The sequence below is a fragment of the Phenylobacterium sp. LjRoot225 genome, assembly GCF_964252855.1.
In the GTDB taxonomy this organism is placed as follows: Bacteria; Pseudomonadota; Alphaproteobacteria; order Caulobacterales; family Caulobacteraceae; genus Phenylobacterium.
In genome coordinates this window covers 492,523-510,596 of the sequence record NZ_CAXUPL020000002.1, presented here as the reverse complement: position 1 = coordinate 510,596, position 18,074 = coordinate 492,523, and the positions used below count along the sequence as shown (strand labels likewise).

Sequence of the window (18,074 nt, the reverse complement as noted above, 5' to 3'; positions counted from 1 at the left end):
AATTCTGGCTCATAAGTTGTCCGCTGGCTCCACGAAAGTCCGGCCGCGCAGGTCGATTTCTGACGCGGGACGGCGAGCTGCGCCCTTGGCCACGAAGGGGCTGGCCGCCGAGGGGGTGTGTGAAACACAGGCGCCTGGAAGAGTTGATTGTCGAGCAGAAGGGGCCTTGGAAGTTGTGGTGAAATGGCTCATTCGGAGTGCGGTTTTGGGCCTGCCTAGGTCGATGTACTTGTAAGGACGCGGTGGCGCGAAAATGCTGTTGACGAAGGCTTGGAGCCGACTGGCTCGAGCGGGCCGCATTCTCAACTTCGCAGTCCGCGAGCCTCGCCTCGCGGCCAGCGCAGTCGAGACCCAGCTGAATCGAGGCGGGCGACAGCTTGCCTATACCCAGTTTCGCGACGGGCTGCCGTCTATCGCGCCGCTCAATCTGCGCCTCGATCCGACCCTGAGCGCCCGCCCGCGCCTGAACGTCTTGATCCCCGGCATGGCGATGCGGGCCATGTCGGGCGGCCCGAACACCGCGATAAACCTCGTCTACCGGATGTCGCACCTGGGCGTGCCGCTGCGTTTCATCTCGACCGACATCGCCATGGACCAGGACCACGGCCCGCTTCGCAATCACTTCCAGGCCCTGACGGGGCTGTCAGGGGAGGGGGCGGATGTCGAAATCGTCTGTGGGGCGGACCGTTCCGTCGCCTTGCCGATCGGCGAGAACGACGCCTTCTTCGCCTCGGCCTGGTGGAACGTACAGATGATCAAGTACGCCCTGCCGATGATGAAGCGGAAGCGGTTCTTCTACATCATCCAGGATTTCGAGCCCGGACTTTATCCCTGGTCCACCGAATACGCGCTTGCGATGGAAACATATTCTCTCGACTACTATGGCATACTTTGCAGCAATTTGCTTTCTGAGCACATGGTGAGCCGCCAGATCGGCGCTTTCTCGGACGAAGAATTCCTCCGGAACAAGATGACCGTGTTCGAGCCGGCCGTGGATCGCTCGGTCTTCTATCCTGAGAGCGCCGGCCGCGAATCGCGCCGGCGCCTGATCTTCTACGCCCGCCCCAACACGGCGCGGCGGAACCTGTTCGAGCTTGGCCTCTACGCCCTGCGCACCGCCAACGAACTGGGAGTCTTCGAAGGCGAAGAGTGGGAATTCCTTTTCATGGGCGAGGCCTTGCAGACGATCGACCTCGGGCGTGGCGCCGCCATCAGGTCCGCGCCCTGGCTCGACTACAAGGGCTACGGCCAGCTGCTGCGCGGCTCCGACATTGCTCTGTCCCTGATGCTCTCGCCGCATACGAGCTATCCGCCGCTGGAGATGGCCGCCTGCGGCCGCATCGCCGTCACAAACACGTTCGAGAATAAGACTGCACAGGCGCTGACCGCGCTCTCAGGCAACATTGTGCCCGTCTCGGCGACGCTGGACGGCGTGGTGTCCGGCCTGAGGCAGGCGGTCCAGCGGGTCCGCTCGGGGTCGATCGACCCGAGCTGGGTCCAGGCTCCGCGGGCTTGGGAGGAGAGCTTCGCGCAAGCGCTTCCCTGGGCCGTCGAGCGCTACCGAGGGGGGCTGCAATGAGCATGTTGCTGTCAGCGCCGCTTCGCCGGGCGGCTCGGGCCCTGCCGCTCTCGGTGCGGTCGCTGTTCCGCACGCTTTGGCTGAAGGCGCGGACCCACCAGGAGACGACGCCGGGCGGTTGGACCGTCCGGCTTCGCGAGTACAACGAGCCGCAGCACCCGGGCCTGCTCTCCTTCATCACCACGGTCTGGAATACCGATCCGGCCTATCTTCAGCCGCTCGCCGCGAGCGTCTTCGAACAGGAGGGCGGCACGAAATTCGAGTGGTTCATCCTCGACAACGGATCCACGGATCCACGGACGAGGGCGGCTCTCGAAAGGATCGGGGCGCATCCCTGCGTGCGCTTGGAGCGGGTCGAGGAGAACCTCGGCATCATCGGCGGGATGAAATATTGCCTGGATCGCGCCAGCGGACGGTATGTGCTGCCGCTCGACAGCGACGATCTGCTCTCGCTCGACTGCGTCCGCATCATGACGACGGCGATCGTCGAGAACAACTATCCTCCGCTTCTCTATTCGGACGAGGACAAGCTGCGCGGCCAGGAACACGTCCTGCCGTACTTCAAGCCGGACTGGGATCCGGTCCTCTTCCTGCACTCCTGCTACATCGCGCACCTGTGCGCCCTGGATCGGATCCTGGCCCTCGAGTGCGGCTGCTACACGGATGCGGCGGCGGAGGGCAGCCACGACTGGGACAGCTTCACGCGGTTCCACCTCGCCCGGCATACGCCGGTGCATGTCCCCGAGGTCATCTACAGCTGGCGCATGCACGAGAACTCCACCTCGGAGAACATCGCATCCAAGCCGGTCGTCTATTCCAGCCATCAGGCGGTGATTTCCCGCTTCCTGTCCGGCGGCGCCAAGCCGGATCTCTACAGCGTGGCGGAGAGCCCGCTGTTCGGCGGCATGCCGGACTGGCGGATCCAGCGGCGGCGTGAGGCCGCCGCGCCGTTGACCACAGTGGTCCTGGTCGACTCCCCGACGGCGCCGCTGCCCGAGCTGCCGACGAACGGCTACGCGCCCCATGAGATCGTCTCGGTCTCGCGGGCGGAGGGGCTCGCCGGCCTCGCGCGAGCGCTGCGCGGCGTCGAAGGCCTGGTGCACATCCTTCCCCAGGACGTGCAGGTCCGTGACCCCGAGTGGGCCTGGGAAGCCCTTACGCTCATGGAGCTGTTCCCGGACACGGTGACCGTCGGCGGCCGGATCGTCGGCCGTAACGGCCTGCTGCTGCACGCGAGCGGCTGCTTCGGGTTTGGCCGCGGATGCGATCCGCCGGATCGCGGCCGACCGCTCACCGACCCTGGCTATTTCGCGATCGCCTGGAAGCCGCATTCCGCCAGCGCCGTGAGCGCGCAACACGCGGTGTTCCGCGCTGACTTCCTGACGCCGCTGGTGGAGCGTCTTGCCCGCAACGGCAAGGCCTCGCTGCCGTTCCTGGGGGCCTGGGCCGGGGCGGCCGCGCGGCGCGCCAATCTGCGGACGGTGTATTCCCCGTTCCTGATCGCCAGCTGTTCCACGGATTGGGAGGCGGAGGTGAGCGATGACGAGCGCGCCGCCTTCCTCCTGGCCCATGCGGAGCTGATGCCGGAGGAGAGCCTGCTGTCGCGTCACGTCGGGTTTTCGCCGGCTGCGCCGCACGTATGGACTCCCGCGGCGAAACGGGACGCTCACCTGCGCGGCCTGCTCGGCTGGGCTCAAGCCGTGGCGTCGAGCTGACCGACGGATCGATGCCGCAGCCCTATCACGAGCAGCATGCGGAGGCGGTCCGCCGGCGCGGGCGCCGCTATCTGGCTGAAGCGCGGCCAGGGCGATTTGGTCTGCTGACCACGGTCTACAGCGGGACCGATGCGGCGCTTTTCCGCCAGACCGCCGGGTGCCTGCTCAGCCAGACGCTCGCCTTCGACCAATGGGTCATCCTGGCGCATGGGCCGATCACCGACGCCCTCGACAGCGCGCTGAAGGAGCTCGAGGCCGATCCCCGGATCCAACTCCTGCGGGAGCCGGTGAACCTCGGAATCATGGGCGGCATGCGCCGGTGCCTCGCCGCGGCGGAGACGGAGTACGTCGTGCCGGTGGACGCCGACGACCTGCTGACGCTGGACGCCCTGCAGGTGCTCTCCGCCGAGATCGATCGTCAGGGATCGCCGGCGATGCTCTACTCCGACGAGGATCTGCTGGTCGACGGGGTTCCGGTTCATCCCTACTGGCGGCCGGACTGGGACCCGGTGCTGAACCTGGCGAGCTCCTACGTCTGGCACCTGTGCTGCATCCGCCGCGACGCCGCCATCGAGGCGGGGCTCTATACCGACCCGGGCGCCACCTGGTGCCACGACTGGGACACCTGCTTCCGCCTTTCGCGCGCGTCGACGCCCGTGCACGTCCGCGAGGTGCTCTACCACTGGCGTCAGCATCCGGCGTCGACCACGAACACGACGGATGGGCCGAGCGAGGGATCGCGCCAATCCACGCGCCATCTGCTGGAGCGCTTTGTCTCGCAGCTCCCGGAGCCGAGCCTCTACGTCATCGACGACTTTCCGATCTACCGCGGGGCGCCGGAGTGGTACGTCGTGCGCCGTCCCCACGCGAGCCCGCCGGTTGCGGTGGTCGGGCTCAATGGACCGCCGGCCATCGCCGCAGCGGTCCCCGCCGCCCGGACGGTGACGCTTTCGCCCCCAGGGAGGTCCCGACCCTCAGGTCTGATATTCTGGCGACGGAGCCCGGATGCGACAGGCCTGACCGTCGGCGATTTGTCCGACGCCCTGCAGACCGTCGAGGAGCCGCACGTCCTGCTGTTCGGCGGCGGCGTCGTCGCCACCGGCGACGCCTGGTGGTGGGAGGCCGTCAAACTCTTCGAGTGCCACCCGGAAGTGGCGGTCGTGTGCGGAGATCTGACCGACGGCAAGCGCGCGGTTCTGCGCGGCATCGAGGTCCTGGACGAAGCCGGTCGGCTCGCTCGGCCGACGTTTCGACAGGCGGCTGGGTCGGCAGGGCCCTATGCCTTGTGGCTGAAGCCGCAATGCGTCGATAGCGCGGCGACGGACCTTTGTTTCGTGGAGACGGCGCTTCTGGGTCGCACTCTGGCCGCGCTTGCGCGCGAAACGCCGCTCGTTGGGCTTGGCATGCGGCTGGCTCGCCAGGCCCGGGCGGAGGGGCGCGTGACAGCCTATTCGCCGCTGATTTCGGCTGAACTGGCGGGCCCCTCGGTCGACGGCGCGGCGGGCGAGGTCGGCGCCCTGGCTGAGAGGTTGCTTGATTTGAACGCGGTGCGGCAGGCCGCCGGGGCGCGGTCTCAACTCGCGCGATACGCATAGGTGAATGATGACGCCGCGGCGCGCGACACGCTCCGGCCCAGGTTCCGCCGGCGCTCTGGTGGAACATGGGGATCTCGCTGACTTCGGTCGGCGAACACAAGATGATGTAGGCTGCCTGACTTCGCGGCCGAGCCGCGCGCAGCCCTAAGGCCAGGACTTGCCGAGTTTGTCGATCACCTCCGCCTCGCGCGACAGTTACCAGTTCGACCTGCACGCCAGGTATTCAAGGCTGGCCGAGATCCTGACCTCGATGCTCGCTCCCTCGGCGGCGATCCGCATCCTGGATGTGGGGGCCGGGCCGCAGCGTCTCACCGAAGAGTTCCTGCCGGCCGGCTTCGCGGCGGTGACGCGGACCGACGTCCAGGCCTTTGAGGACGAGCATCTGATCGCCGTTCCGCCCAACGCCGCTCTGCCGTTTCCGGACGGCGCCTTCGACGCCGTCGTCGCCATGGACGTGCTGGAGCACGTGGCCCCCAGCGGGCGCGATTTCTTCCTGCGCGAATGCCTTCGCGTGGCGAAAACCGTCACGGTCGTCGCCGCGCCGATCGGGTGCGAGCCGGTGCGGCGCGCCGAGCTTGATTACGCCAGCGCCTTTCGGCGCCTGTTCAAGGCCGACGAACCGTTCCTGGTCGAGCATGAGGACTTCGGGCTGCCGGATCCGGACCAGGTGCGCTCGACCCTGGAGGCCGCCGGCGCGGCCGTCGTGACGGTCGACAACGTTCGGCTGGCGGACTGGCTGGCGCTCAACGTCGCCAATCTCGTCCTCTCTACAGTCAATGATGGCGATGCGGTGCGCGCCGCCGTGTCGAGCCTGCAAAACGCGGCCATCCCAACCGACGAGCCGGGGGTGCAGCACTACCGTCGTTTCTTCATCGCCACACGCGACCGGGGGGTGGCCGATCGCTTGGCCGCGCAGTACCCCGATGTCGCGCCGCCACAGGCGGACGAGGACCCGAACGCCGCCTTGCTGGTCCTCGCCGATCAGCTGAAGCGGTACGCGGAGCGCTATCACGGCCCGACCCTGGAGGCCGTCGTGGCCGACCGGGAGCTTGGCGTGAAGACGCTCGGCGAGGTGGTCGCGGGCAAGGACAAGCACATCCAGGAGCTCCAAGCCGTCGCCGACGGACTGGCCGAGGGGCTCCGCAGGAATGAGGCGCTTCAGCGGACCGAGGAGGCTCTTCAGCGGGCCAATCTGCTCATCGAGCAGCAGGCGGCGGCGCTGGAGATCCACGCCCAGGCGCTGGAAAGCCATGCCCAGGCGCTGCGGTCGGCCCTCGAGTCGCTTGAGCGGCTCCGAGCGGCCTCGCTGGCGGGTCTGGCGCGGCGCATCGTTCGGCGGGTGCGGGGCGAGGCGCCCCGGGCGGAGGGCGCGCGCTCATGAGCGACTTTCAGACGCTGACGGCGCCCGCCACCCGGTGGCGGCGGATCGCGCCGACCACCATGATCGCCCGGCTGTGGCGTCACCGGGACGTGGCGACCCAGCTCGCGATCCGCACCGTGCGGAGCGGACACGGGGGCACCGCGCTTGGCCTGTTCTGGGTGGTGTTCAAGCCGCTGCTGATGCTCGCGGTCTACACCTTCGTCTTCGGGGTGGTGTTCAAGTCGAGGTTCTACAGTACGGGGGGAGCGTTCAGTCCGATCGATTTCGGCCTGGCCCTGTTTGCAGGGCTTTCGATCTTTACGGTCCTGTCCGAGATGCTCGCCAAGGCGCCCAGCCTGATCAAGGCGAACGCCAATTTCGTCAAACGGGTGGTGTTCCCGCTCGACGTGCTTGTGCTGAGCGAGTTCGGCGCGACGGTCTTCACCTTCCTGATCACGATGGCGATCTTCGTCGTCGCGCTCGCGCTCAGATCGGGCGGCCTGCCGCCCTCCAGCTTGAGCGCGCCCTTCATCATCGCGCCATTCCTGCTGTTCGTCCTGGGTCTGTCCTGGTTCCTCGCCTCCCTGGGCGTCTACCTGCCCGACATCAATCAGCTGGTGGGCGTCGTCATCTCCGTGCTGATGTTCGTCAGTCCGATCTTCTTCCCGGTGAGCGCCCTTCCGGCGCCGCTGCAGGAGTGGATGTTCCTCAATCCGGTTGCGAGCGTCGTCGAACAAACGCGCGCGGCTTTTTTCCTCGGTCATTGGCCGGATCCAATCCTGCTGGGGCGGCAGTACCTGACCGGGCTTCTCACCCTTTGGCTCGGCTGGGCCTGGTTCGAGCTGACGCGCAAAGGATTTGCGGATGTCATCTGACGATCCGGATCTGCTGGTCGACGTTCGCGGGGTCGCGAAGAGCTATCGCGTCTATTCGCGGCCGCAGGACCGACTGAAGCAGTACCTGTCGCCAGGCCGGCAGTACTATCGGGATTTCTGGGCGCTGAAGGATGTGTCGCTGCAGCTTCGGCGCGGCGAGACCGTCGGGATCATCGGCCGGAACGGCTCCGGCAAGTCGACCCTGCTGCAGATCATCTGCGGCACCAACCAGCCGACCGAGGGCGAGGTCCGCGTCCGCGGTCGGGTCTCAGCGCTTCTGGAGCTGGGGGCGGGCTTCAATCCCGAATACACCGGGCGCGAGAACGTCCGCCTCTACGCATCGGTGCTGGGGCTGTCGCCGGCGGAAATCGTCGAGCGAATGCCGCAGATCATCGAATTCGCCGAGATCGGCGAATTCCTCGACATGCCGGTGAAGACCTACTCGTCCGGCATGTTCGTGCGCCTCGCCTTCTCGGTGGCCATCAACGTCGATCCGGACGTGCTGGTGGTGGACGAGGCGCTGGCCGTGGGGGATGGGCGGTTCCAGCATCGCTGCATGGCCCGGATTCGGGCGATGCAGGAGAGCGGCGTCGCCATCCTCTACGTGAGCCACGACACCGAGGGCGTCAAACGGCTCTGCAACGAGGTCCTGGTGCTGCAGGACGGCCGCGTCGTCCGGCGCGGCAAGCCGTTGGAGGTCTCCAACTGGTACGTGGCTCTCATGACGGTGGGGTACGACCTCGATCGGCTGTCGCAGCTGGAGGCCGAGCGCGCCGCCCCGGCGGACGACGGAACCACGCTCGCTCCCCGCGAGGGCGCGGCGGCCAGCATTGGCGCCGATCTGCCGGAGTTCGGCTACTTTCGGCACGGAGACGGAACGGCCGAAATCGTTCACGCATCTCTCTGTGACGCACATGGCGTCCAGACCACCTCGGTCGCGCTCGGCGGCGAGGCCGGCATCGAATTCGACGTGCGGTTCGGGATCGACCAGCCCGAGTACGTCGTCGGCTTCTACATCACCGATCGGCTCGGCACCCATGTGATCGGCCTCAACTCCTATCAGGAGAAGATGACCTTTCCGCCGGCGAAGGCGGGAGAGCTGCTGCGGTTCAGCTTCAGGATCCCCGTGGAGCTGCGACCGGGCTTCTACAGCCTCAGCGTCTCGATTGCGTACAACCAGTTCGACGCCGTCTGGATGGACCACATCGACAACGTCGTCATCTTCCGGGTGGTCGATCCGGATCCCGCGAGAACGGTCTTCGGGGCCTATCTGCCTGGCCGGCGTGAGGTGAGCATGCGGCGGCTGGCGGCGGCTGGCGAAGAGCGCGCGACTGCCGTGCCCACCGCCGAGCCCGGGATGCGATGAGCAAACGGCGAAAGGACATGACGGCGAACCCGCCGGCCGCCGGCGCCCTGCCGCCGGAGTTGCAGGCGATGATCGACCACGTCAGCGCCTGCGAAAGCGATTTCCGGCCGTCCGCCTTTTGGGAGCACTTCGACCAGCAGAATGTCCGTCAGCTCCTGTCCGCCGGCGTCGATAATTTCAAGCGGACCATCAATCAGAACTATTACAACTGGCTCCCGACCAGTCCCGCCGACAACCAGTTCCGCGCCCTGTTGCGGCTCACGGCCGATCTCCCGACCGTCGAGGCCTTCATGGCCGAACTCGACGCGGACGACGCCGCCGTCGAAAGCCTCTTCTCGAGCGACGGCCTGAGCTCGCGGCCAGCGGCCGAGATCTACCGGCTCTTCGTCGGCATGCTGTGGGCCTATACGAGCCAGGTCAGCCCCAATGGCCTCACCTCGGCTCTCGAAGAGCCGGCGCTCGGAAACCCGATCCCGCTTCGGCTTGGCGGGCGGCGGATCTCTCAGGACCTGGCGAACAGCATCCGAGAGCGCAACGCAGTGCTCTCGATGGTCGAGCCTGAACTTCGTGAGGGCCGCGCTCAGACCATCGTCGAAATCGGCGCGGGCTATGGCCGCCTGGCCCATGTGATCATGAGCTCGGCGCCCTGCCGCTATGTCATCGTCGACATCCCGCCGGCGCTCTATGTCTCCCAATGGTACCTGACCCAGCTCTTCTCCAACAAATGCACCTTCAAATTCAGAGCCTGGCGCGACTGGGACGAAGTGGCGGCGGAGCTGACCGCGAGCGAGCTGGTCTTCCTGACGCCGGATCAGTTCGCCAAGCTGCCCGACAGGTCTTTCGACATCGCCATCGCGATTAGCAATTTGGCCGAGATGACGCCGCGGCAGGTGTCAAAATACATTGAGCTATTCGACAAAAAGGTGAGGAACTTCGTCTATATCAAGCAGTGGATCAGCTCAGATAACGCTCTGGACCTTTGCCACTACGAAAAGGCGGATTTCGATATGCCGCAGGGATGGTCGAAGTCGTTTGACCGTGCGGACGCCGTCCAGGATTTCTTCTTCGAAACGCTATGGAGGCGTACCTAGAGGGTTCCGCGCCTCAGGGCAGCGCTTGGAATCGCCGCCCGGACCCCACATTAACGGGCTGATCCAGGTCGCGTCTCAGGAGCTGGGTCCGATTCATTGGTGAACCCGTGAACGACGATGGCCGACGCCCGCAAGGCTCACTCCCCGAACTCTCCCCCAGAAGCCGGGGCAGCCTTACGCCAGACCCGGCTGGGCGATCCGTCGTCGAAGCCTACGATCCGAAAAAGCACGATCCATACTTTGACGGCGTCTCCCAGGAATTGGCCGACAAGGGCTTCATCAGCGCAGCCTCAGATGACCTGATCACCTGGGCGCGTACTGGGTCATTGATGTGGATGACCTTCGGGCTGGCGTGCTGCGCCATAGAAATGATGCACGCCTCCATGCCGCGCTACGACCTGGAGCGCTTCGGGGTCGCCCCTCGCGCCAGCCCGCGGCAATCGGACGTCATGATCGTCGCCGGCACGCTCGTGAACAAAATGGCTCCAGCGCTGCGCAAGGTCTACGATCAGATGCCAGAGCCTCGCTACGTGATCTCGATGGGCTCGTGCGCCAATGGCGGCGGCTACTATTATTTCAGCTACTCCACCGTCCGCGGTTGCGACCGCATCATCCCGGTGGACATCTATGTGCCAGGATGCCCGCCCACCGCAGAAGCGCTCGTGTACGGCGTGCTTCAATTGCAAAAGAAGATCCGGCGAACTGGCACCATCGTGCGTTAAGCCCCCCACACCCGACCGAGGCGAGAAGAACCAAATCCATGACCGACACGGCGGGATCTGAAGAGCGGCCACTCAACGACGAGGCCGACGTACTGGATGTCCTGCGCGCGCTGGTGAGGCAGATCGCCGGGACCGAGTACTGCGACCACTTCGGCCATCGGCTGGAGTTGCACGCGGCCTATCTGGAAGCCGTGGCGCTGCTTGAGATGCGCGGAGTTCTGGAACCCTGAGGGTGTTTCCGGCGCGATCGAGAGCTTGCTACGCCCCGATCAGCTCCCGCCCGATCAGGAAGCGGCGGATTTCGCTGGTTCCCGCGCCGATGTCGTAGAGCTTGGCGTCGCGGGCGAAGCGTTCGACCGGATAGTCCTTGGTGTAGCCGGCGCCGCCGAGCGCCTGGATCGCCTCCAGCGAGACCTTCACCGCGTTTTCGCTGGCCATTAGGATCGCGCCGGCGGCGTCGAAGCGGGTGGTCTGGCCGGCGTCGCAGGCCTGGGCGACCGCATAGACGTAGGCCCTGGCCGAATTCAGGGCGACGTACATGTCGGCGATCTTGCCCTGCATCAGCTGAAAGGAGCCGATCGCCTTGCCGAACTGCTTGCGCTCGCGGACGTACGGCAGGACCACGTCCAGGCAGGCCTGCATGATGCCCAGCGGCCCGCCCGCCAGCACCGTGCGCTCGTAGTCCAGCCCGCTCATCAGCACGCCGACGCCGCCGTTCAGCGGCCCGACCACATTCTCCTGCGGGACCTCGCAGTCCTCGAACACCAACTCGGCGGTGTCGGAGCCGCGCATGCCCATCTTTTCGAGCTTCTGGCCGACCGAGAACCCCTTGAAGCCCTTCTCGATGAGGAAGGCGGTGACGCCCCGGCTGTCGGCATGGCTCTCAGTCTTGGCGTAGACGAAGAGGACGTCGGCGTGCGGCGCGTTGGTGATCCAGAACTTGGTCCCGTTCAGCACATAGCGGTCGCCGCGCTTCTCGGCCTTGAGCGTCATCGAGACGACGTCGGAGCCGGCGTTCGCCTCGCTCATGGCCAGGGAGCCGACATGCTCGCCGCCGATCAGCTTCGGCAGGTAGCGGTGCTTCTGCGCGTCCGAGCCCCAACGGCGGATCTGGTTGATGCAGAGATTGGAGTGGGCGCCGTAGGAGAGCCCCACCGAGGCCGAGGCGCGGGAGACCTCCTCCATGGCCACCACGTGCTCGAGATAGCCCAACCCCAGGCCGCCGAAGCCCTCCTCGACGGTGATCCCGTGCAGGCCGAGCGCGCCCATCTGCGGCCAGAGCTCGCGCGGGAAGCGGTTGTCGGCGTCGATCGCTGCTGCGAGCGGGGCGATCTTGTCCGCGGCGAAGCGGGCGGTGGTCTCGCGGATCGCGTCGGTCGTTTCGCCGAGGTTGAAATCCAGCGCGGGAGAGGCGTTCGTGGGCATGAGCGTCGCTCTCCTGTGTCGTGGACGGCATTGTTTTAGCGCCTCAGCGCGCTGAGGGCAGCATGTAATCCTTCATCCGTTCGCGCAGCGCCTTCTTGTCGATCTTGCCCGTCGGCCCGAGCGGGATGTCGCTGACGAAGAGGACGTCGTCGGGCATCCACCAGCGGGCGATCTTGCCTTCCAGGAAGTCGAGGAAATCCTCGCGCGTGGCGATCTGCTCCGGCTTCAGCTTGACCAGCAGCACCGGCCGCTCGTCCCACTTCGGATGGCGCGCGCCGATCACCGCGCAGAGCTCGGCCTTGGGATGGCCCATGGCCAGGTTCTCGATCTCGATCGAGGAGATCCATTCGCCGCCGGACTTGATCACGTCCTTGGCCCGGTCGGTGATCTGCATGAAGCCGTAATCGTCGATGGTTCCGACGTCGCCGGTGTCGAAGAAGCCTTCCTCGTCGAGGATCTCGCCGCCCTGTTCGCCGAAGTAGGCGCCGGCGACGAACGGGCCTTTCACCTTCAGATGGCCGGAGGTCTTGCCGTCGTGCGGCAGGGGACGGCCGGCCCCGTCCGTCAGCTTCATCTCGATCCCCAGCGGCGGCCGGCCCTGCTTCATCTTGAGGCGGAACTGGCTCTCGGGATCGAGCGCGAGGGTCCTGGCGGTCGGTTGCGCCTCGGTCCCGAGCGGAGAGGTCTCGGTCATGCCCCAGGCGTGGGTGACCTCGACGCCGAAGTCGTCCTGGAAGGCCCGCACCAGGGCCTCGGGTACGGCCGCGCCGCCGATCACCACCCGCTTCAGGGTCGTGAGCCTGCCGTCGGTCTGCCGCAGGTGGTTGAGCAGCATCTGCCAGACGGTGGGCACGGCGGCCGAGAAGGTCACGCCCTCGCTTTCCAAGAGCTCGTGCACCGAGGCGCCGTCCAGCCGGCCGCCCGGCATGACCAGCTTGGCGCCTGCCGCGGGCGCGGAGAAGCTGAGCCCCCAGGCGTTGGCGTGGAACATCGGCACAATCGGCAGCACCACGTCGCGCGCGCTGATCCCCAGGAGGTCGCCGCCCAGGGTCACCAGGGTGTGCAGGAAATTCGACCGGTGAGAGTAGAGGACGCCCTTCGGGTTGCCGGTGGTGCCCGAGGTGTAGCAGAGGCCGGCGGCGGTGTTCTCGTCGAAGCCCCCCCAGGCGAAGTCTTCGCCGTACTTGGCGATCAGGGTCTCGAAGCAGAGCGCGTCGGGGTCGCCGACGCCGGTCATGTGCGCCTCGTCGGTCATGACGATGATCCGCTCGACCGTGGGCATCTTGTCCCGCTGGGCCAGCAGCAGCGGCGCGAAGGTGAGGTCGGTGAGGATCACCTTATCGGCGGCGTGGTTGATGATGTAGCAGAGCTGGTCGGCGAACAGCCGCGGGTTCAGCGTGTGGCAGACCGCCCCCATGCCCATGATGGCGTACCAGGTCTCGAGGTGGCGGGCGGTGTTCCAGGCGAGCGTCGCCACCCGATCTCCGGGCTGGACGCCGAGGTCCTTCAGCGCGTTCGACAGCCGCTTCGCCCGGCGGTGCGCCTCGGCGTAGGTGGTCCGCACGACCGGGCCCTCGACGGAGCGGGTGACGATCTCGCTGTCCCCGTGCCAGGTCCTGGCGTGGTCCAGGATCCGGTCGACCGTCAGCGGCCAGGCTTGCATGAGACCGAGCATCGAAACTCCTTGGAATTCCGCCGGCGCGGACGCGAAACCAGCGCCGCGTCGCCGGGGCGCGTGGGGGGCGTCACCCCGTTCCGCCTCATCAAGCCCATGTCGCAGGCTGGAACGCAGCAATAGAACAGCAACGAACGCGTGGCTCGGACATTAACTTAGGATCGAAGAGCAAGGGAGTTCGTCTGCACGATGGACTTTGCGCGCCCGCCATGGAGCCAGCCCGGTGAACGCCCGACGGTCGGGTCGGGTGCGGCGTCGTGAACTGCGCGCGGGGCGCCGATGAGGTCGAGCGACTGCATCACCTGCAGGTCGCTGAGCGACGTTATCGCGGCGTTTTCGACCAGGCGGCCGTCGGCATGGCGCGGATCGGGCCGGACGGCGCCTTGCTGGAGGTGAACGACCGCTACTGCGCGATCACCGGCCACCCACGGGAGGGGCTGGTCGGCCACAGGTTCCAGGACTTCACCCACCCCGACGACCTGCCGGCCTATGCCGAGCGCGCCCACGCCCTGCTGGCGGGCGAGATCCCCACCTTTTCGATGGAAAATCGCTGCCTGACTGCCGACGGCGAGGCGGTCTGGATCAATCTCACAGCCTCCCTGATCCGCGAGGAGTCGGGCGATCCGGACGACTTCCTGGCGGTGGTTGAGGACATCGACGGCCGCAAGCGGGCCGAGGCTGCAGTTCGCCAGCTCAACGAAACGCTCGAGCTTCGGGTCGGCGAAGAGGTGGCCGCCCGGCTCACCGCCGAGGACGCCCTGCGCCAGAGCCAGAAGATGGAGGCGATCGGCCAGCTGACCGGCGGGGTGGCGCACGACTTCAACAATCTGCTGACCGTGATCCGCTCCTCGGCGGCTCTGCTGCAGCGGCCGGACCTCCCAGAGGCGCGGCGCCGCCGCTATGTCGACGCGATCGCCGAGACCGCCGACCGGGCCGCCAAGCTGACCGCCCAGCTGCTGGCCTTCGCCCGGCGCCAGGCGCTGAAGCCGGAGGTGTTCGATGTGCGCGAGCGGGTGGAGCGCATCGCCGACGTGCTGCGCTCCGCGACGGGGCCGCAGATCGAGCTGGTCACCGAGATGGACGGCGGCGCCTGCTTCACCGAGGCCGATCCGACGCAGTTCGAGACCGCTCTGGTGAACATGGCCGTCAACGCGCGCGACGCCATGCCGGACGGCGGGCGCCTGACGATCCGTGTCCGGCCGGCGGATCGTGTGCCGCGAGTGCGCGGCCACAAGGCGGCCGAGGGCGACTTCGTGGCGGTCGCGGTGGCCGACACCGGCGACGGCATTCCGGAGGGGGCGATGACGCATATCTTCGAACCCTTCTTCACCACCAAGCCGCCGGGGAAGGGGACCGGCCTGGGGCTGAGCCAGGTCTACGGCTTCGCCAAACAGTCGGGCGGCGAGGTGGACGTCGCCAGCCGGTGCGGCGAGGGGGCGGTCTTCACCCTGTTTCTGCGCCGCGCGCCCAAGCCGGCGGCGACGGACCAGACGGCTGCGCCGGACGCCGCCGCCCTTCCCCAGCGCGGCCATATCCTGGTGGTGGAGGACAATGAACAGGTCGGCGCCTTCTCCACCCAGATGCTGACCGAACTGGGCTTTGAAGCGAGCTGGGCGGCGAACGCTGACGTCGCCTTGAAGATGCTGGCGGGGCGGCAGCGCTTCGACGCGGTCTTCTCCGACGTCGTCATGCCCGGCATGAGCGGCATCGAGCTGGCCCGGGAGATCCGCCGGCGCGCGCCCGGCCTGCCGATCGTCCTGACCAGCGGCTACAGCCATGTGCTGGCGAACGAGGGGACGCAGGGCTTCGAACTGCTGCAGAAGCCCTATTCGGCTGACGAGATCACCAGTGTTCTGCGCCGCGCGATCGGCGGGGTCGGAGCGGCCCGGACGTGAGACGCGGCGCGGGGCGGCGGGGTCATGCGATGCGGCCTGGCCAGGGCCTGGTCGATCCGCGCCCGGGCGGCGTCGGAGGCGGGCGGTCCGCCGGCCATGATGACGGGCAGGCCGCTCTCGATGACCTCGGAGATCACGACGTCCGGCTTGTACTGCGCGATCAGATCCGGCCGCCATTTGCCGTCCTGATGGTGGACCAGGACGACGCGGCTGAAGTGGCCCTCCAGGAAGGGCAGGACGGCCAGGCTGAAGGAATCGCGCACCATCAGCAGCACCGGCTTTCCGGCCTGTCCGGTCTCGATCACCTGCGGCGCAGTCCACACCCGTTTCGGCGTGAGCCAGATGGTGTTCGGCGTCAGGGCCGGATCGAAGAACTGCGGATAGTCCGCGTCCACGAAGCTGGCGATCCCCAGCATCTGCGACAGGTTGCGCGGCTTGGTCGGATCGTCGGAAACCTCGCGGAAGGCCTCCAGCGGTCGCGGGCCGTCCGTCACCCCCTCCGCAGCGAGCCGCTGCATCACCTGGACATAGGCGACATAGGCCCCGAGCCCGGTCCAGTGGGTCTCGTACGGATTGTAGACCTCCAGGCCCCAGCGCGCCTGCTGTTGCAGGACCGGTCCCGGGTAGACGATCGCGCCCGCCTGGGCCGTGGCGTTCAGCCGGGTGAGCAGCAGGGCCGGGCGGTTGAGGTCCGGCCCGTCGTACCAGGCGGGGGCGTGCTGGCTCTCGATCACCTCCTTGTCGGGACCGGCCAGCACCAGGTAGCTCACGCCGCGGGCCTTGAGCCATTCGGTGCGTCCGGCGAGCTCCTGCAGCCACAGGCGGGCGTCGGCGTCGCTGAAGGCGGGGACGTTGCGCGCCGGCGCGAAGTGGTCGCCGCCTTCGTAGAACAGCCAGCCGTCCCGGCCGATCAGCACACGATCGGATCCGCTGACCCCCACCCGGTAGCGCAGGTAGTTGAGCGCGGCGATCAGCTGCTTGCGCGCCGGGAAGTTGTCGGCGACGTAGGCGTCCATCGCCGCCGGCCAGGCCGCCAACGCAGACCAGGTCCGCGGCGCCGGCGGGACCTTGGCCAGCTTACGGTTCTCGTCCACCCGCGGTTCGCTGACGGCGATTGGGAGCAGGAAGCCGGCCGCCAGGACGGCCGCGCAGGCGAGCGTCAGCCGCCGCCAATGTCGCTGGAGATTGCGGGCGTGCGGGGGATCGAAGGCCATCAGAAGCGGAAATAGAGGAAGGGGTTGAGGCTCGATCCCGCCAGCTTGGCCAGGCTGAGCACCAGGCCTGGAACCAGCAGGGTGGCCGACAGCACGTGGACGCCGTGGGTGTCGAGCCGGGCCGGCAGGTGGGGCGAGGGGGTCAGGCGCGGCGCGCGCAGCCGCGCGGCCAGCCAGGGCAGCACCGGCATGGCGAAGACGCAGCCTGCCGCCAGGGCGGCGAGGACCTCGTTGTTCAACTGCAGGCGCAGGGCGATGTCCGGCGCCTGGACCGCGCGGAGGTCGACCATCGTGCGCCAGTAGTGCAGGGCGTCGCCCAGGCTGTTCGCCCGGAAGAGCACCCAGCCGAACAGCACCGCGAGCAGGGCGTAGGCGTGGGCGACCACCCGCGGCGTCCGCTTGAGCGCCTTGCCGAGGCCGAACCGCTCCAGCAGCAGGAAGCCGCCGTGGTACAGTCCCCAGGCGATGAAGTTCCACGCCGCCCCGTGCCAGAGGCCGGTGAGCAGGAAGACCACCAGCAGGTTGCGCACCGTCTTCAACCGTCCGGCGCGGTTGCCGCCCAGCGGGATGTAGACGTAGTCGCGAAACCACGACGACAGGCTGATGTGCCAGCGCCGCCAGAACTCGGTCAGCGAGCGCGAGACGTAAGGGTGGTCGAAATTCTTCGGGAAGGTGAAGCCCAGCAGGAAGGCCAGGCCGATGGCCATGTTGGAATAGCCGCAGAAGTCGAAATAGATCTGCAGGGTGTAGGCCAGCGCGCCCAGCCAGGCGGTGGTCGGCGCCAGCCCCGCCGCCGGCAGGTTGAAGGCGTGGTCGGCGAGCGGCGCCACGGTGTTGGCGACCAGCACCTTCTGGCTGAGGCCGACGATGAAATACTGCAGGCCCAGGCCGACGTGCCCGGTCCGCCGGCGCTCGGCGTGCAGCTCCTCGCGGATGTTGGCGTAGCGCACGATCGGGCCGGCGATCAGGTGCGGGAACATCAGGATGTAGGCGGCGAACCGGGCCAGGCCGCGCTCGGCCGGGACGGCGCGCAGGTGGACGTCGGCCACATAGCTGATCAGCTGGAAGGTGAAGAAGGAGATCCCCAGCGGCAGGGCGAGATCGACTTCTGGAAGGCCGAGGCCGGGCAGGAGGGCGTCGAGGTTGTCGGCCAGGAAGCCGGCGTATTTGAAGACGCCCAGCACCGCGAGGTCGAGGACGATGACGCCGGTCAGCAGCGCGCGCCGGGCGCGCGGCGCCTGCGCCTTCTCGATCGCCCGGGCGGCGGACCAGTTGGCGAGGATCAGCGCGCCCAGCAGCAGGACGTAGGCGCCTTCGCCCCAGACGTAGAAGATCACGCTGCCGGTCAGCAGCGCCCCCGTGCGCCAGCCGCTCAGGTAGTAGCCGAGCAGGAAGACGGGCAGGAAATAGAAGATGAAGATGATCGAGCTGAACAGCATAGGGCCCGCAACCCCCGCCGACTCATCGCGGGTCGGCCGCACCATGGGGAAGGCGGCCTAGCTCTGCAACCGCGCGGGACGTTCGATCGGTCTCCCGGGGCGTCGCGAGGCAGGCTGTGCAGA

At 67.4% G+C, this 18,074-nt stretch carries 14 protein-coding genes; 10 read left to right on the top strand and 4 right to left on the bottom strand.

Annotated features, from left to right (window positions below; translation table 11 throughout):
* The first annotated feature begins 259 nt into the window (after positions 1-259).
* The 9 genes from ACSQ2B_RS12600 to ACSQ2B_RS12560 all read left to right on the top strand — a co-directional run bounded on the left by ACSQ2B_RS12600 (position 260) and on the right by ACSQ2B_RS12560 (position 10,533).
* Positions 260-1,579: a rhamnosyltransferase WsaF family glycosyltransferase gene (locus ACSQ2B_RS12600; protein WP_436050269.1), complete on the top strand. Its 1,320-nt coding sequence runs from the start codon at positions 260-262 to the stop codon at positions 1,577-1,579.
* Entirely contained in the window at positions 1,576-3,294 is a 1,719-nt protein-coding gene (locus ACSQ2B_RS12595) for a glycosyltransferase (protein ID WP_436050268.1), read from the top strand. The genes ACSQ2B_RS12600 and ACSQ2B_RS12595 overlap by 4 nt, the downstream gene beginning before the upstream one ends.
* A gap of 11 nt (positions 3,295-3,305) precedes the next feature.
* Positions 3,306-4,889: a glycosyltransferase gene (locus ACSQ2B_RS12590; RefSeq protein WP_436050267.1), complete on the top strand. Its 1,584-nt coding sequence runs from the start codon at positions 3,306-3,308 to the stop codon at positions 4,887-4,889.
* A 166-nt stretch (positions 4,890-5,055) separates the two neighbouring features.
* A complete protein-coding gene (locus tag ACSQ2B_RS12585) occupies positions 5,056-6,270 on the top strand; it encodes a class I SAM-dependent methyltransferase (protein ID WP_436050266.1) in 1,215 nt (404 codons plus the stop codon).
* Positions 6,267-7,124 (top strand): ABC transporter permease, encoded by an 858-nt coding sequence (locus tag ACSQ2B_RS12580; protein WP_436050264.1) that lies wholly within the window; start codon positions 6,267-6,269, stop codon positions 7,122-7,124. Before ACSQ2B_RS12585 ends, ACSQ2B_RS12580 begins: the two co-directional genes overlap by 4 nt.
* Positions 7,114-8,490 (top strand): ABC transporter ATP-binding protein, encoded by a 1,377-nt coding sequence (locus ACSQ2B_RS12575; RefSeq protein ID WP_436050263.1) that lies wholly within the window; start codon positions 7,114-7,116, stop codon positions 8,488-8,490. The genes ACSQ2B_RS12580 and ACSQ2B_RS12575 overlap by 11 nt, the downstream gene beginning before the upstream one ends.
* Positions 8,487-9,581 (top strand): putative sugar O-methyltransferase, encoded by a 1,095-nt coding sequence (locus ACSQ2B_RS12570; RefSeq protein ID WP_436050262.1) that lies wholly within the window; start codon positions 8,487-8,489, stop codon positions 9,579-9,581. The genes ACSQ2B_RS12575 and ACSQ2B_RS12570 overlap by 4 nt, the downstream gene beginning before the upstream one ends.
* Before the next feature lie 107 nt (positions 9,582-9,688).
* Positions 9,689-10,303: a NuoB/complex I 20 kDa subunit family protein gene (locus ACSQ2B_RS12565; protein ID WP_436050261.1), complete on the top strand. Its 615-nt coding sequence runs from the start codon at positions 9,689-9,691 to the stop codon at positions 10,301-10,303.
* 38 nt (positions 10,304-10,341) lie between these two features.
* Positions 10,342-10,533, top strand: a complete 192-nt coding sequence (locus ACSQ2B_RS12560; RefSeq protein WP_436050259.1) for a hypothetical protein — start codon at positions 10,342-10,344, stop codon at positions 10,531-10,533.
* 28 nt (positions 10,534-10,561) lie between these two features.
* Here ACSQ2B_RS12560 and ACSQ2B_RS12555 read toward each other — a convergent pair whose 3' ends face one another.
* Complete coding sequence (locus tag ACSQ2B_RS12555; RefSeq protein ID WP_436050258.1) at positions 10,562-11,728, bottom strand: isovaleryl-CoA dehydrogenase; 1,167 nt, start codon at positions 11,726-11,728, stop codon at positions 10,562-10,564.
* Between the two features lie 43 nt (positions 11,729-11,771).
* Positions 11,772-13,403 (bottom strand): long-chain-fatty-acid--CoA ligase, encoded by a 1,632-nt coding sequence (locus tag ACSQ2B_RS12550; RefSeq protein ID WP_436050257.1) that lies wholly within the window; start codon positions 13,401-13,403, stop codon positions 11,772-11,774.
* A 257-nt stretch (positions 13,404-13,660) separates the two neighbouring features.
* Between ACSQ2B_RS12550 and ACSQ2B_RS12545 the strand changes: the two genes are divergently transcribed.
* The gene (locus ACSQ2B_RS12545; protein WP_436050255.1) at positions 13,661-15,298 is read left to right on the top strand and encodes a PAS domain S-box protein; all 1,638 of its coding nucleotides are present in this window, start codon (positions 13,661-13,663) and stop codon (positions 15,296-15,298) included.
* Here ACSQ2B_RS12545 and ACSQ2B_RS12540 read toward each other — a convergent pair.
* Complete coding sequence (locus tag ACSQ2B_RS12540; protein ID WP_436050253.1) at positions 15,229-16,512, bottom strand: alginate O-acetyltransferase AlgX-related protein; 1,284 nt, start codon at positions 16,510-16,512, stop codon at positions 15,229-15,231. The genes ACSQ2B_RS12545 and ACSQ2B_RS12540 overlap by 70 nt on opposite strands.
* Positions 16,512-17,951 (bottom strand): MBOAT family O-acyltransferase, encoded by a 1,440-nt coding sequence (locus tag ACSQ2B_RS12535; protein WP_436050251.1) that lies wholly within the window; start codon positions 17,949-17,951, stop codon positions 16,512-16,514. The genes ACSQ2B_RS12540 and ACSQ2B_RS12535 overlap by 1 nt, the downstream gene beginning before the upstream one ends.
* Positions 17,952-18,074: the final 123 nt, after the last annotated feature.